Source organism: Sphingomonas sp. 77B (genome assembly GCF_056497825.1).
The window spans coordinates 1723464-1737260 of sequence record NZ_JBWMBY010000001.1 but is presented as its reverse complement, the minus strand read 5'-3'; the positions used below and the strand labels follow the sequence as shown (position 1 = coordinate 1737260).

General features: G+C 67.0%; 14 protein-coding genes. 5 read left to right on the top strand and 9 right to left on the bottom strand.

The annotated features are described in order from the left end of the window. The first annotated feature begins 216 nt into the window (after positions 1 to 216). Both AC1GI4_RS08125 and serA read left to right on the top strand, forming a co-directional pair. Positions 217 to 1374, top strand: coding sequence for a phosphoserine transaminase (locus tag AC1GI4_RS08125; RefSeq protein ID WP_479629176.1), 1158 nt, complete (start codon positions 217 to 219; stop codon positions 1372 to 1374). Between the two features lie 86 nt (positions 1375 to 1460). Beyond that, entirely contained in the window at positions 1461 to 3038 is a 1578-nt protein-coding gene (gene serA / locus AC1GI4_RS08120) for a phosphoglycerate dehydrogenase (RefSeq protein WP_479629175.1), read from the top strand. A 69-nt stretch (positions 3039 to 3107) separates the two neighbouring features. Here serA and AC1GI4_RS08115 read toward each other — a convergent pair whose 3' ends face one another. Both AC1GI4_RS08115 and AC1GI4_RS08110 read right to left on the bottom strand, forming a co-directional pair. Continuing rightward, a complete protein-coding gene (locus AC1GI4_RS08115; protein WP_479629174.1) occupies positions 3108 to 3320 on the bottom strand; it encodes a hypothetical protein in 213 nt (70 codons plus the stop codon). 114 nt (positions 3321 to 3434) lie between these two features. Then, entirely contained in the window at positions 3435 to 4283 is an 849-nt protein-coding gene (locus AC1GI4_RS08110) for a hypothetical protein (RefSeq protein WP_479629173.1), read from the bottom strand. Between the two features lie 240 nt (positions 4284 to 4523). Here AC1GI4_RS08110 and AC1GI4_RS08105 point away from each other — a divergent pair, with 240 nt between their 5' ends. After that, complete coding sequence (locus AC1GI4_RS08105; protein WP_479629172.1) at positions 4524 to 5630, top strand: ATP phosphoribosyltransferase regulatory subunit; 1107 nt, start codon at positions 4524 to 4526, stop codon at positions 5628 to 5630. Positions 5631 to 5742: 112 nt separating this feature from the next. Further along, positions 5743 to 7032 carry an adenylosuccinate synthase gene (locus AC1GI4_RS08100; RefSeq protein ID WP_294203840.1) on the top strand — a complete coding sequence of 430 codons (1290 nt, stop codon included), beginning with the start codon at positions 5743 to 5745 and terminating at the stop codon, positions 7030 to 7032. 362 nt (positions 7033 to 7394) lie between these two features. On the opposite strand, the gene AC1GI4_RS08095 is transcribed toward AC1GI4_RS08100, so the two are convergent. The 6 genes from AC1GI4_RS08095 to AC1GI4_RS08070 all read right to left on the bottom strand — a co-directional run bounded on the left by AC1GI4_RS08095 (position 7395) and on the right by AC1GI4_RS08070 (position 12443). Continuing rightward, positions 7395 to 7835, bottom strand: a complete 441-nt coding sequence (locus tag AC1GI4_RS08095) for a hypothetical protein (RefSeq protein ID WP_479629171.1) — start codon at positions 7833 to 7835, stop codon at positions 7395 to 7397. A 59-nt stretch (positions 7836 to 7894) separates the two neighbouring features. Continuing rightward, entirely contained in the window at positions 7895 to 8962 is a 1068-nt protein-coding gene (gene aroC, locus AC1GI4_RS08090) for a chorismate synthase (RefSeq protein ID WP_479629170.1), read from the bottom strand. Beyond that, the gene (locus AC1GI4_RS08085) at positions 8959 to 9561 is read right to left on the bottom strand and encodes a GNAT family N-acetyltransferase (protein ID WP_479629169.1); all 603 of its coding nucleotides are present in this window, start codon (positions 9559 to 9561) and stop codon (positions 8959 to 8961) included. Before AC1GI4_RS08085 ends, aroC begins: the two co-directional genes overlap by 4 nt. 143 nt (positions 9562 to 9704) lie before the next feature. Further along, a complete protein-coding gene (fabI, locus tag AC1GI4_RS08080) occupies positions 9705 to 10496 on the bottom strand; it encodes an enoyl-ACP reductase FabI (protein ID WP_294242685.1) in 792 nt (263 codons plus the stop codon). 8 nt (positions 10497 to 10504) lie between these two features. Next, on the bottom strand, positions 10505 to 11476 hold the full coding sequence (locus AC1GI4_RS08075) for a YihY/virulence factor BrkB family protein (protein WP_479629168.1): 972 nt from the start codon (positions 11474 to 11476) through the stop codon (positions 10505 to 10507). A gap of 7 nt (positions 11477 to 11483) precedes the next feature. Next, complete coding sequence (locus tag AC1GI4_RS08070) at positions 11484 to 12443, bottom strand: DnaJ C-terminal domain-containing protein (RefSeq protein ID WP_294273570.1); 960 nt, start codon at positions 12441 to 12443, stop codon at positions 11484 to 11486. 101 nt (positions 12444 to 12544) lie between these two features. Here AC1GI4_RS08070 and AC1GI4_RS08065 point away from each other — a divergent pair, with 101 nt between their 5' ends. Next, positions 12545 to 12775, top strand: coding sequence for a hypothetical protein (locus AC1GI4_RS08065; RefSeq protein WP_294273572.1), 231 nt, complete (start codon positions 12545 to 12547; stop codon positions 12773 to 12775). Between the two features lie 119 nt (positions 12776 to 12894). On the opposite strand, the gene AC1GI4_RS08060 is transcribed toward AC1GI4_RS08065, so the two are convergent. Further along, the gene (locus AC1GI4_RS08060) at positions 12895 to 13788 is read right to left on the bottom strand and encodes a transglutaminase family protein (protein WP_479629167.1); all 894 of its coding nucleotides are present in this window, start codon (positions 13786 to 13788) and stop codon (positions 12895 to 12897) included. Positions 13789 to 13797: the final 9 nt, after the last annotated feature.

Sequence of the window (13797 nt, the reverse complement as noted above, 5' to 3'; positions counted from 1 at the left end):
GATTGTCGGCCGGGGGCTACCGGCACGCTGGTCTTCGGCAATGCGCGGTAAGCGATAGGAGGGCCGAACATTGCAAAAGCCCCGCGCGAAGCCGCCCGGTATAAGTAAAATTGCGCCATCGCGATTGTGGTTGTCATCTTCGTTCGACATCGCTAGGGCCGTCGACGGGCCACGCGGTCCCAACGCCGCGCGTGCTCTCTGTGAGGAGAGTCTTAAATGACTGATATGACTGCCGCTGACGCCACTCTTGCGCCCGCGAAGCCCGCCACCAAACCGGCGCGTCCTTATTTTTCCAGCGGTCCCTGCGCCAAGCCTCCCGGTTGGGATGCGGCCAAGCTCGCGACGGACAGCCTCGGCCGTTCGCATCGCTCGAAGATTGGCAAGCAGCGGCTGCAATATTGCATCGACCTGATGCGCGAGCTGCTGAAGCTCCCCGACACCCACCGCATCGGCATCGTCCCCGGCTCCGACACCGGCGCGTTCGAGATGGCGATGTGGACCATGCTGGGCGCGCGCCCTGTCACCACGCTCGCCTGGGAAAGCTTCGGTGAGGGCTGGGTGACCGACGCGGTCAAGCAGTTGAAGCTCGACCCCACCGTCCTGCGCGCCGATTACGGTCAGATCGCGGACCTGGACGCGGTCGACTGGTCGAACGACGTGCTCTTCACCTGGAACGGCACCACCTCGGGCGTGCGCGTGCCGAACGGCGACTGGATCGCCGACGACCGGGAAGGCCTGTCCTTCGCCGACGCGACCAGCGCGGTGTTCGCCTATGACCTGCCCTGGGACAAGATCGACGTCGCGACCTTCTCGTGGCAGAAGGTGCTGGGCGGCGAGGGCGCGCACGGCGTCCTGATCCTCGGCCCCCGCGCGGTCGAGCGTCTGGAGACCTACACCCCCGCCTGGCCGCTGCCCAAGGTGTTCCGCCTGGTGTCGAAGGGCAAGCTGGCCGAGGGCGTGTTCAAGGGCGAGACGATCAACACGCCCTCGATGCTGGCCGTCGAGGATGCGATCTTCGCACTCGAATGGGGCAAGGGCCTGGGCGGCCCAGAGGCGCTGGTCAAGCGCTCGGACGCCAATGCGGCGGCGCTGAACAGGATCGTCGAGGAGCGCGACTGGCTCGGCCATCTGGCGGCCGATCCGGCGATCCGCTCGACCACCAGCGTCTGCCTGACGGTCGAGGGCGCGGACGAGGCAGTCATCAAGAAGATGGCCTCGCTGCTCGAAGCCGAAGGTGCGGCCTATGACGTGGCGGGCTACCGCGACGCGCCCGCTGGCCTGCGCATCTGGTGCGGCGCCACGGTCGAAACCGCCGATATCGAGGCGCTCGGCCCCTGGCTCGACTGGGCCTACGCGACCGCCAAGGCGGCCTGATCCTTTCGCGAATTACCCCCGGCCAAATGAGCCGGGGACCTTCCCCATTCCACAACCCCGGCCGTGCCGGGGTGACGAGGTGAACCATGCCCAAAGTTCTCATCAGCGACAAAATGGACCCCAAGGCCGCCCAGATTTTCCGCGAGCGCGGGGTCGAGGTCGACGAAATCACCGGCAAGACGCCCGAAGAGCTGAAGGCGATCATCGGCGAATATGACGGCCTGGCGATCCGCAGCTCGACCAAGGTGACCAAGGAAATCCTGGAGCACGCGACGAACCTGAAGGTCGTCGGCCGCGCCGGGATCGGTGTCGACAATGTCGACATCCCCGCCGCCAGCGCCAAGGGCGTGGTGGTGATGAATACCCCGTTCGGCAACTCGATCACCACCGCCGAACACGCCATTGCGCTGATGTTCGCGCTCGCCCGCCAGCTCCCGGAGGCCGATGCCTCGACGCAAGCCGGCAAGTGGGAAAAGAACCGCTTCATGGGCGTCGAGCTGACGTCGAAGACGCTGGGCCTGATCGGCGCGGGCAATATCGGCTCGATCGTCGCCGACCGCGCGCTGGGCCTGCGGATGAAGGTCGTCGCCTTCGATCCGTTCCTGACGCCCGAGCGCGCGCTGGAGATGGGCGTGGAGAAGGTGACGCTGGACGAGCTGCTGGCGCGTGCCGACTTCATCACGCTGCACACGCCGCTGACCGACCAGACCCGCAACATCCTGTCGGCCGAGAACCTCGCCAAGACCAAGAAGGGCGTGCGCATCATCAACTGCGCGCGTGGCGGCCTGATCGACGAGGATGCGCTGAAGGCGGGGCTCGACTCGGGCCATATCGGCGGCGCTGCGCTTGACGTGTTCAAGGTCGAACCGGCCAAGGAAAGCCCGCTGTTCGGCACGCCGAACTTCATCTCGACCCCGCATCTCGGCGCGTCGACCACTGAAGCGCAGGTCAATGTCGCGATCCAAGTCGCCGAGCAGCTGGCCGATTTCCTGGTCTCGGGCGGCGTCACCAACGCGCTCAACATGCCCAGCCTGACCGCCGAGGAAGCCCCCAAGCTGAAGCCGTATATGGCGCTGGCCGAAAAGCTCGGCTCGCTGGTCGGCCAGCTGTCGCACGGCGCGGTGACGGGCATCGCGATCGAGGCGGAGGGCGCGGCCGCCGCGCTCAACCTCAAGCCGATCACGGGTGCGGTGCTGGCAGGCTTCATGCGCGTCCATTCGGACACGGTGAACATGGTCAACGCGCCGTTCCTCGCCAAGGAGCGTGGCCTCGACGTGCGCGAAGTGCGTCATGACCGCGAGGGCGATTACCACACCATGGTCCGCGTCACGGTGACGACGGCGGACGGCGAGCGCTCGGTCGCGGGCACGCTGTTCGGCGATCAGGCGCCGCGCCTGGTCGAGCTGTTCGGCATCAAGGTCGAGGCCGATCTGGCCGGGCCGATGCTGTACGTCGTCAACGAGGACGCGCCGGGCTTCATCGGCCGTCTCGGCACCACGCTGGGCGAGGCGGGCGTCAATATCGGCACCTTCCACCTCGGCCGCCGCTCGGCGGGCGGCGAGGCGGTCCTGCTGCTCTCGGTCGACGAGGCGGTGGACGCAGTCCTGCTGGCCAAGGTCAAGGCGCTGCCGGGCGTCAAGACCGCGATGGGTCTGGCGTTCTGATCCGATAGGATCGGATGTCGGCAAAAGGGGTCGGGTGCCAAAAGGCATTCGGCCCCTTTTTATTTGCGGTCAGTCGAGCGTCGTTTCTGCTCCACCGAGAAGGGGACGCGGCGTGGGGCCGGACGGTGGCTTTGTGGGTTCGAGGCCATTGTCGCGGCGCAGTGGAGGAAATTTCGGCGGCGGACGACCGCCCGCAGCAAAAATCGCGGCTATCGCGGCTCGTATCGCTTCCCGCTTCGCGTCTGACATGCGGGGCGGGCCGTTGAGATCCTTGATCGGCATGGGCGATCCTCAGGCGATTCAGACGTCCGCACGATAGCATGGTTCGGCGAATGGCGCGACGATCATGATCCCGGACGGGAAGGGCGGGACCTTCTATCGTCCCGCCCCTTCGCCTTACGCGACGGGTTCCTGCGGCAGCAACGCATCACGGCGCGCGCGGATAGCGTCTGCCTCGTCTGGTGTCAGGTCCAGCCGGTCGAGACGCTCGTCGAGCAACACGGGTAGCGTGGCATCGGGGTGCACCACCGCGAGCGTGAAAGTCTCATCCTGGGCTGCGTCGTAATGCGTCCAAGGGCGCTCGTCTTTGGCGAAGCCGCTGGCGATCGCCTTGCCGGTCATCGTCGGGGCGATCGGCGCATAGGTGATCCGGCTGCGGTTCTTCTTGTCGCTGCGCTGGGTGATCCGCGCCCAGACCGGCCGAAGCAGCGCCGGTTTACGCATGGCCTTGATCGATGCCGACTGATGCAGGAAGCGCCGCATCATCAGCACCGAGAACACCGCGAAGACGATCACGACCAGCAGCGAGCCGAGGAAGCGGTTCCAGAACTCCTCAATCGCCAGCGACAGGGTGATATTATCCGGATGGCCGCGCTCGGCGATGATGCGGGTTTCGCGATCCTCGTTACGGAACGCCATATAGGAGAAGCTGACCGCCCGCGATCGGATCGCGCCGTCGCGGGGATAGGCGATGGTCGCATTGCAGCGGACGCTGAACTTGCGCATCCGGCATTCGCCATCGACCATCGAGGCTTGCGGCACCTCGACCGGCGCGCGCAGGATGCGGTAGTCGGCGTACAGGCCGGGCCAGATGGTGGCGACGATGGCAAGCGCGCCCAAACCCAGCAGGATGCTGAACACCAGCAGCCTGTAATGATCGGCAAATCCGGCCCGCCGCACCTTGATGGGCCGCGCGGGCAGCAGCCCCGATGGGTCGGGAAGACCGTAGTCGGTTGTCTTCAACATGCTCCTCCTTCAGGCAGGCGGTCATCTATCATCGCGCCGCCAACAGATGCGAAAAACATCGGGCGACCAAGGGGTTGCATGCGTAACGAGAAAAGGCAGGGGCAATCGCGGTTGACGCCGCTGACTTGAGTGACCAATCACGAACCCCATCCGTCGCAGGCCGACGATCGAACGACAGGGTTTTTCGCGCGTGATCCGCTTCCCCACCTCCGCCCGTGAATGCTTCAAGGACAATGCCCGATGACCGCGCTCCTTCCCGAAGGCTATCACGACCGTCTTCCCCCCTATGCCGATGCCGCCGCGTCGGTGGAGGCGCGGGTGCTGGAGGCGGCGCGGCTGCATGGGTATGAGCGCGCCGATCCGCCGTCGATCGAGTTTGCCGAGGCGCTGGGCTCGCGGTTGAAGGCGGGCGGCCTGCATGACGCGGTGCGTTTCGTCGATCCGGTGTCTCAGCGCACGCTCGCCATCCGGCCCGACCTGACCGCGCAGGTGGCGCGGATCGCCGCCACCCGCATGGGCCATCACCCGCGCCCGGTGCGCCTGTCCTATGCGGGCACGGTTGTCCGCCTGCGTGGCTCCGAACTCGCGCCCGCCCGCGAGTGGCGGCAGATCGGGGCGGAGCTGATCGGGCTCGACTCGACGGCGGCGGCGACGGAAGTCGTGCGCGTGGCGGTCGAGGCGTTGGTCGCGGCAGGTACGACCGGGATTTCGATCGACTTCACGCTGCCCGATCTGGTCGACCTGCTCGCCGCCGGGCCGCTGCCGGTCGCGGCGGATCAGGTGGCGGCCTTGCGCGACCGGCTGGACGCCAAGGATGCGGGCGGGGTCGCCGCGATCGCGCCCGACTATCTGCCGCTGGTCGAGGCCGCCGGGTCGTTTGCGACCGCGATGGAGCGGCTGCGTGCCTTTGATTCCCAAGGCGTGCTGGCGAGCCGTCTCGATGCGCTGGAGGCGATCGCCGCCGCGCTGGGTGAGGGGGTGTCGATGACGCTCGACCCGACCGAACGCCATGGCTTCGAGTTCCAGAGCTGGCTGGGCTTCTCGCTGTTCGTGGCCGGTCCCCCGCGCGAGGTCGGGCGCGGCGGCACCTACACCATCTTCCACGAGGATGGGGCGGAGGAGAAGGCGACCGGCTTCTCGCTCTATGCCGACGCCATCGTCGCCACCGCGCCGCCGACCGAGCGGCGGCGGCTGTTCCTGCCCTTTGGCACCGCGCCTGAAACCGGCGCGTCGCTCCGCGCGCAGGGCTGGGTGACGGTGCAGGCGCTGGAGGAAGGCGACACGCCACAGGCGCAGCTGTGCACCCATATCCTCAAGGATGGCCAGCCGACCGCCATCGCCGGTTGACACACGGGGCCGCGTCCCGCTAGGCGCGCCCCGCACATTATTGGAAACCCCCATCCGCCGAGTCCTGTCGAAGGGCGCATGGGGTCCGTCCGGCAGGCGGAGCATAGCATCCATGGCAAATGTAGCAGTCATCGGCGCGCAATGGGGCGACGAAGGCAAGGGCAAGATCGTCGACTGGCTGGCCGAGCGCGCCGACATGGTCGTACGCTTCCAGGGCGGGCATAATGCCGGTCACACGCTGGTCGTCGGCGAGAATGTCTACAAGCTGTCGCTGCTTCCCTCGGGCATCGTGCGCGGCACCCCCAGCGTCATCGGTAACGGCGTCGTCCTCGACCCCTGGGCGCTGAAGGCCGAGATCGAGCGGCTGGGCGAACAGGGCGTGCACGCCAGCCCCGAGACGCTGCGCATCGCCGACAACTGCCCGCTGATCCTGCCGATCCACCGCGACCTGGACGGTCTGCGCGAGGATGCCAGCGGCGCGGGCAAGATCGGCACGACGCGGCGCGGCATCGGCCCGGCGTACGAGGACAAGGTCGGCCGCCGCGCGATCCGCGTCTGCGACCTGGCGCATCTCGATGACCTCGGCCCGCAGCTCGACCGTTTGTGCGCGCATCATGACGCGCTGCGTGCGGGCTTCGGCGAGCCGCCGGTCGACCGCGAACGGCTGCTCGCCGATCTGCGCGAAATCGCGGCCTTCGTCCTGCCCTTTGCCAAGCCGGTGTGGCGCGACCTCAACGAGGCGCGGACGGGCGGCAAGCGTATCCTGTTCGAGGGCGCGCAGGGCGTGCTGCTCGACATCGATCATGGCACCTATCCCTTCGTCACCTCGTCCAACACCATTGCCGGTGCTGCGGCGGGCGGTTCGGGCCTGGGGCCGTCGGGCGTCGGCTTCGTGCTGGGCATCGCCAAGGCCTATACCACCCGCGTCGGCTCGGGCCCGTTCCCGACCGAGCTGGAGGACGAGACCGGCCAGCGTCTGGGCGAGCGCGGGCATGAGTTCGGCACCGTCACGGGCCGCAAGCGGCGCTGCGGCTGGTTCGACTCGGTGCTGGTGCGCCAGTCGGCGGCGGTCGGCGGCATCACCGGCATCGCGCTGACCAAGATCGATGTGCTCGACGGGTTCGACGAGGTGAAGATCTGCGTCGGCTACAAGCTGGGCGACGAGACGCTGGACTATTATCCGACCCATGCGGCGGATCAGGCCAAGGTCGTCCCCGTCTATGAGACGATGGAAGGCTGGCAGGAATCGACCGCGGGGGCACGCAGCTGGGCCGATCTTCCCGCGCAGGCGATCAAGTATATCCGCCGGATCGAGGAACTGATCCGCTGTCCCGTGGCGCTGGTGTCGACCAGCCCGGAGCGTGAGGACACGATCCTGGTTCGCGATCCCTTCGCGGATTGATCTGGAAAGGCCCCGGCGGATGTCGGGGCCTTTTTATTGGCGGGTATCACGTGGCCTTCGACTTCGCTCAGGCTGAACGGAGCTTGGTACTTAACCCCGTTCAGCCTGAGCGAAGTCGAAGGCCACGCCACCACCTAGAGCATGATGACATGAGATTAACTCACCCCTCCCCTGAAGGGGAGGGGCCGGGGGTGGGGCGCCTCCGCAAGCTTGCAGCCGGTGGCGAGGCCCCACCCCAACCCCTCCCCTGAAGGGGAGGGGCTCACCTTGGTTCAACGCAACGTCATCACGGTCTAACCCAAGCAAAAGGCCCGGCCGCTTTCGCAACCGGGCCTTTGCCGTAGTGACGAACCCGAAAGGGCTTACATACCGCCGCTGCTGCCCGGCGGAGTGGTGGTGCCACCGCTGGTCCCGGTGCCGACCTGACCGCTGGTCGTCATGTCGCCGCCCATCGTGCCGCCGTTCATCGAACCGCTGCCGGTCGTGGTCGACGAACCCATCGTATCGGGCATGGTCGACGGCGTGTTGACCGTGCTGCCCGGCGTGGTCGTACGGCTACGGTTCTTGCCACGCGTGGTCGAGCGAGTCGTGGTGCCGGGCGTCGTGGTCATGGTGTCGGGCTGACCCATGGTGGTCTGGCCGGGCATGGTGCCGGTCTGACCGGGCATCTGACCCGGCATGGTGGTGGTCTGTCCGGACATACCGCCACCCGCCATTCCGCCAGTGGTGCCGCCCGAGACCTGGGCGAAGCCCGCGGCGGGGATCACAAGTGCGGCGGCGGCGATCACATGGACGTAACGCATTGTTTCTCTCCTGCTTTTCTCGTGTGGTTAACGAGGCAGGAGAACGTCCGTTCCTTTATTTAACCACATTGGCCGCGATGAAGCAACGCCTGATCGGCCAAAACCAGTGCGACCATCGCCTCCACAACCGGAACGCCACGAATGCCGACGCACGGGTCGTGACGCCCCTTGGTCGCGATCTGGGTTTCCTCGCCGGTGCGGGTGATGGTGTCGACCGGGGTCAGGATCGAGCTGGTCGGCTTGAACGCGACTCGCATCGTGACCGGCTGGCCGGTGGCGATACCGCCCGCGATGCCGCCCGCATGATTGGCCAGGAAGCGCGGGCCGCCATTGCCGCTACGCATCGGATCGGCATTCTGCTCGCCGGTCAGCGCGGCGGCGGCGAATCCGTCGCCGATCTCGAAACCCTTGACCGCATTGATGCTCATACAGGCCGAGGCAAGCTCGCTGTCCAGCTTGGCATAGAGCGGCGCGCCCCAGCCTGCGGGCACGCCGATCGCCTCGCACGCGACCACCGCGCCGACCGAGGAGCCGGACTTGCGCGCGCCGTCGACGATCGCTTCCCAGCGCTCGGCCGCCGCCGCGTCGGGGCAGAAGAAGGGGTTGGCGTCGATTTGCGCATCGTCGAACGCGTCATAGTCGATCCGGTCGCCGCCGATCGATTCGACCCAGGCGCGGATCTTGACCTGTGGGATCACCGCGCGCGCGACGGCGCCCGCCGCGACCCGCGCCGCCGTCTCACGCGCCGAGGAGCGTCCACCGCCGCGATAGTCGCGAAAACCGTATTTCGCGTCATAGGCATAGTCCGCATGGCCGGGGCGATAGGCGAGCGCGACGTTGCCATAGTCCTTGGATCGCTGGTCGACATTCTCGATCATCAGGCTGATCGGCGTGCCGGTCGTCCGCCCCTCGAACACGCCGGACAGGATGCGCACCTGATCGGGCTCGCGGCGCTGCGTCGTGAAGCGGCTGGTGCCGGGGCGGCGCTTGTCGAGCCAGGGCTGAATGTCTTCTTCGGACAGCGCGATGCCCGGCGGGCACCCGTCGACCACCGCGCCCAGCGCGGGCCCATGGCTCTCGCCCCAGGTGGTGAAGCGGAACAGGTGGCCGAAACTGTTGAAGCTCACGCAGCATCTCCCAGCCGGGCAAAGGCCGGCGCATGTGTGGCGGCCCCGCGCACGCCGCAGGGGATCAGGCCGCCCTGGAGCGGGACGGCCAGGAAATACTCGCCCGCATAGGGGCTGTCGAAACCGCTCGCGACATCGGCGGCAAAGCCGAACCGGCCGTAAAAGGCCGGATCACCCAGCGCGAAGCAGAGCACGACGCCTTCCTTCTCCAGCCGCTCCAGCCCGGCGGCCACCAAAGCCTCGCCGACCCCTTGCTGTCGCCAGTCGCGCGCGACCGCGATGGGGGCGAGGGCGACCGCATTGATCGGCTTGCCGCCGATCTCGGCCCCCATACGGCTGAACGCGATCGCGCCGATCAGGGCGTCCGTGGCTTCGTCGATCGCGATCAGCATCAGCACCATGTCGCCCTCGACGCACAAGTCGCGGACCAGGGCGGCTTCGGCGGGGGCTGGGAAGCTGGCGACGAGCAGCGCGTCGAGCGCGGCGACGTCCTGCCCTTGCGCGGGGCGGATGGTGATGGCGGCGATAGGCTGGTCGGACATGGGATCGTCTTTAGCGAGGCCGCCGGACAAGGCGCGATAGATAATGTTGGCGGGCATTCCTTCCCTGGAAGGGGAGGTGGCAGGCCGCAGGCCTGACGGAGGGGTGTCACGGTTGGCGATGGCAGTCTGCCCTCGCTGCCGGTTACACCCCCCCACCAGCTTCGCTGGTTCCCCTCCCCTTACAGGGGAGGAAAAGTTTATTACGCCAGCGCGATATCCGGCGCGTCCTCGGCCTTCATGCCGATGACGTTGTAGCCTGCGTCGACATGGTGGATTTCCCCCGTCACGCCCGACGACAGGTCGGACAGCATATAGAGGCCCGCACCGCCCACATCCTCGATCGTCACGGTGCGACGCAGCGGCGAGTTCAGCTCGTTCCACTTCAGGATATAGTTGAAGTCGCCGATGCCGCGCGCGGCCAGCGTCTGGATCGGCCCGGCCGAGATGGCGTTGATGCGGATATTCTCCGGGCCGAGGTCGACCGCGAGATACTTCACGCTGGTCTCCAGCGCCGCCTTGGCCACGCCCATGACGTTGTAATGCGGGATGACCTTTTCCGCGCCATAATAGGTCAGCGTCAGGATCGAGCCGCCCTCGGGCATCATCGTGCGCGCGCGCTGGGCCACCGCGACCAGCGAATAGGCCGAGATGTTCATGGTCATCAGGAAATTGTCGAGCGTGGTGTCGTAATAACGCCCGCGCAGCTGCGACTTGTCCGAAAAGCCAATGGCATGGACGACGAAATCGATCGTCGGCCATTCCGCCTTCAGATCGGCGAACAGCTTATCCAGCGACTCCATCTCGGACACGTCGCAATCGAACAGGCGCGCCACGCCCAGCTGTTCGGCCAGCGGGCGGACCCGCTTTTCCATCGCCGCGCCCTGATACGAAAAGGCGAGCTCCGCGCCCGCCTCCGAAAGCTGCTTGGCGATGCCCCAGGCCAGCGACTTGTCATTGGCCAGGCCCATGATGAGCCCCCGCTTGCCTGCCATCAATCCGTTCACGCCGTTACCGCTCCTGCCGGTTCACTTCCATCAATCCCCCTCTCTAGCGCCGTTTCCGGTGGTTCCGCCAGTGCCGCGTTCAAATGGGCGCCGAAAACCAGGCCCAAGCCGATCAGATAGAAGAACAACAGCATCACGACGACACCCGCCAGGCTGCCATAGGTCAGGTCGTACCCGCCCAGTTGCGACAATGCCCAGGGCAGGAGCGCGGTCATGCTGACCCACCAGGCGGCGGTGAACAAAGCACCCGGCCATTTGGGGCAGTCGCTCTCGCGATATTTGCCCGGCGTGACCGAATAGAAGAGCAGGTAGAGGGCGCCGAACATGACGACGCCGGGGATCATCCGCGACAGGCCGACCCAGCCCGCCACGTCCTGCGAGAAGGGGACGAGGCGATAGATGAACTGCTCCGCCGCCGTCAGGATACCGGCCGCCAGGAAGGACAGCAGCGCGACCACGACCGACGCGATCATCACCAGCGTCGACGACAGCCGCGATTTCCAGAAGGCGGCCGTCGCCTTCACGCCGTAAGCGCGGTGGAAGATATCGCGGATCGTCTCGATGAACCCGCCCACCGTCCACAGCCCGACCAGCCCGCCCAGCCAGAGGAGAGAGCCAGTCCGGGCCGCCAGCACGTCGGCGATGGGCTTGCGCAACAGGTCGCTAACATCGGGGGGCAGGACGTGGAGGAAGCTCTCCACTGCATGCTGCGTCTCGTTGCTCTGCCCGAACAGCGACAGCAGCGCGGCGGTGGTGATGAAGAAAGGGAACAGCGTCATCAGCGCCAGATAGGCGAGGTTCCCGGCATGGATGAAGCCGTCGTTGAACACGCCCAGGCTGGTTCGCTTTAGGATTTCAAAAGCATAGGAGCCGGGCCGGACCTTGGCGATCTGCCGGTCCAGCCGCTGGCGGGCCTTGCCTGGGTGATGGGCGCGTTCTTCTGGGGTCAGGCCGTTCGCATCGCTCATGGAACGATCAGACGCCCATGGCGGCCCTCGGGTTCCTGCCGTCGGTCCATTCGGCGGCGAAGCGTTGCAGCGCGGCATCATCGGCGGGGATGTCGATCATCAGCGTGATGAGCTGATCGCCGCGTCCGCCATCCTTCTTGTGAAAGCCCTTGCCTTTCAGCCGCAACGTCTTGCCCGAGGTGGTGCCCTTGGGGATGGTCAGCATGACCGGGCGCTCGACGGTGGGGGCCTTCACCTGGCCGCCCAGCACCGCCTCGGTCAGGCTGATCGGCAGGTCGAGGCGGACATCGTCGCCGTCGCGGGTGAAGAAGGCATGGGGGACGACCTCGATCGTGATGATCGCATCGCCCGCGCCGCCCGGACCCTGCTCGCCCTTGCCGCCGAGGCGCATTTGGGTGCCGCTCTCGACCCCGGCGGGCAGTTTCAGGTCGATCGTTTTGCCATCGGCCAGCGTGATCCGCTGCGGGCTGAGTGTCGCCGCATCGACGAAGGGGACGCGCAACGCATAGGCCGAATTGGCACCCTTGGGGGCCGAGCGCCCCCGGCCGAATCCGCCGAAGCCGCCCGAGAAACCGCCGCCGCCACGTCCGGCGCCGCCGAACATCCCCTCGAAGATATCGGACATGTCGGCGCCTTCGCCGCCGAAATCGAATTGCTGGCGAAAACCCCCGCTGCCGCCCGCGCCGGGCCGCGCGCCGCCGCCGAAGCCGCCCGCCCCGCCGCCATAGCCGAAGGGCGAGGTGGGATTGCCGTCGCCATCGATCTCGCCCCGGTCGAACCGGGCGCGCTTGTCCTTGTCGTTCAGCAGATCATAGGCGTTGGTGACCTGGCTGAACTTCTCCGCCGCCTTCGGATTGTCCTTGTTGCGGTCGGGATGCAGTTCCTTCGCCAGCTTGCGATAGGCTTTCTTGATATCCGCTTCGCTGGCCATGCGGCTCACGCCCAGCGTCTGATATGGATCGGCCACTCTGTTCCCCGTTGGCAGTGTATTACCCTTCTATGTGGGGAAGTCCGTGTCGGAGCGCAATCCGTTGCCCATGCGTTGAGTCATGACAAAGGAGACGGAACATGACACAGCCGATGCAGGCGGTGGACAAGGACGGCAAGAAGGGTGCGCCCGACGGCGTGTCGGATACGCCGGGCAAACATGGCGGCGAGAGCCAGGGCGGCGGTTACGAGGGGGCGCCGAAGCGGGACGGCGACTTCCACGGCGGCCAGAGCGAGGCGGCGTACCATGGCAAGGGCGGCCACCCCGATCCCGACAAGGACAATCCCAATGCGGTGACCGAGGAGGGCTAACCCCACCCCGCCCGCTCCGTTCGCACTGAGCGAAGTCGAAGTGCACGCCCCGCGCTTAGTCGCGAGCGTTTTCCCTTGGCCTTCGACTTCGCTCAGGCTGAAGGAAAGGGGGGATGGCTCTACCCCGCCACCATTTCCTCCAGTGGCGCGACGTCGACGCTGACGTCCATCTTCTGCGCGCCCGAGCCCAGCACCACGCCGTCGACCGGCGCGATCTCGGCATAGTCGCGGCCGACCGCGACGATGATGTGGTCGCCCGCCATCCAGATGCCGTTGGTGGGATCAACCCCCACCCAGCCAATTTGCGGCCCGCCCCAGATCAGTACCCAGGCATGGGTCGCGTCCGCCCCCACCAGTCGCGCCTGGCCCGGCGGCGGCAGGGTGCGGATATAGCCCGAGGCATAGGCCGCCGGGATACCCGCGGCACGAAGGCCGGTAATCATGATCTGCGCGAAGTCCTGACACACGCCGCGTCGCTGGCGAAAGGCCTCCGCCGGGGGGGTGTCGACCAGTGTCGCGGCGGGATCGAAGGCGAATTCACGCTGGATACGGTTGGCGAGCGCGAATCCCGCCTCCAGCGCACCGCGCTCCGGCGACAGGTCGGCGGCGCACCATTCGGCAATGGCGGGGTCGAGCGGGATCAGCGGCGAAGGAAAAATATAGTTGGCCGGGCCTGCCGCAGACAGATCGCGGCTGCTCCGGGCCAGCAGGGACACCTCGGCCAGCGTCGGGTCGTTCGGCGAGGGCATCGGCACCGGCCGGTCGACGACCATGCGCGCGCGGCTCTCGATCGTCAGGCTGCGCACCGGGCGGTCGACGACCAGCCGCGTGACATGCGCCAGCCCGACCTCGGCATGGGCGGCACGGGTGCGGCCGACCGGCTCGACGATCAGGTCGTAGCTTTCCAGCGTCTGGCCCGGCCAGTCGATGGGTTTCAGCCGCAGATTGCAGCGCGCATATTTGACCTGCGCGCCGTAATCGAAGCGGGTGATGTGGCGGATGTCGTAGATCATGCGCCCCTG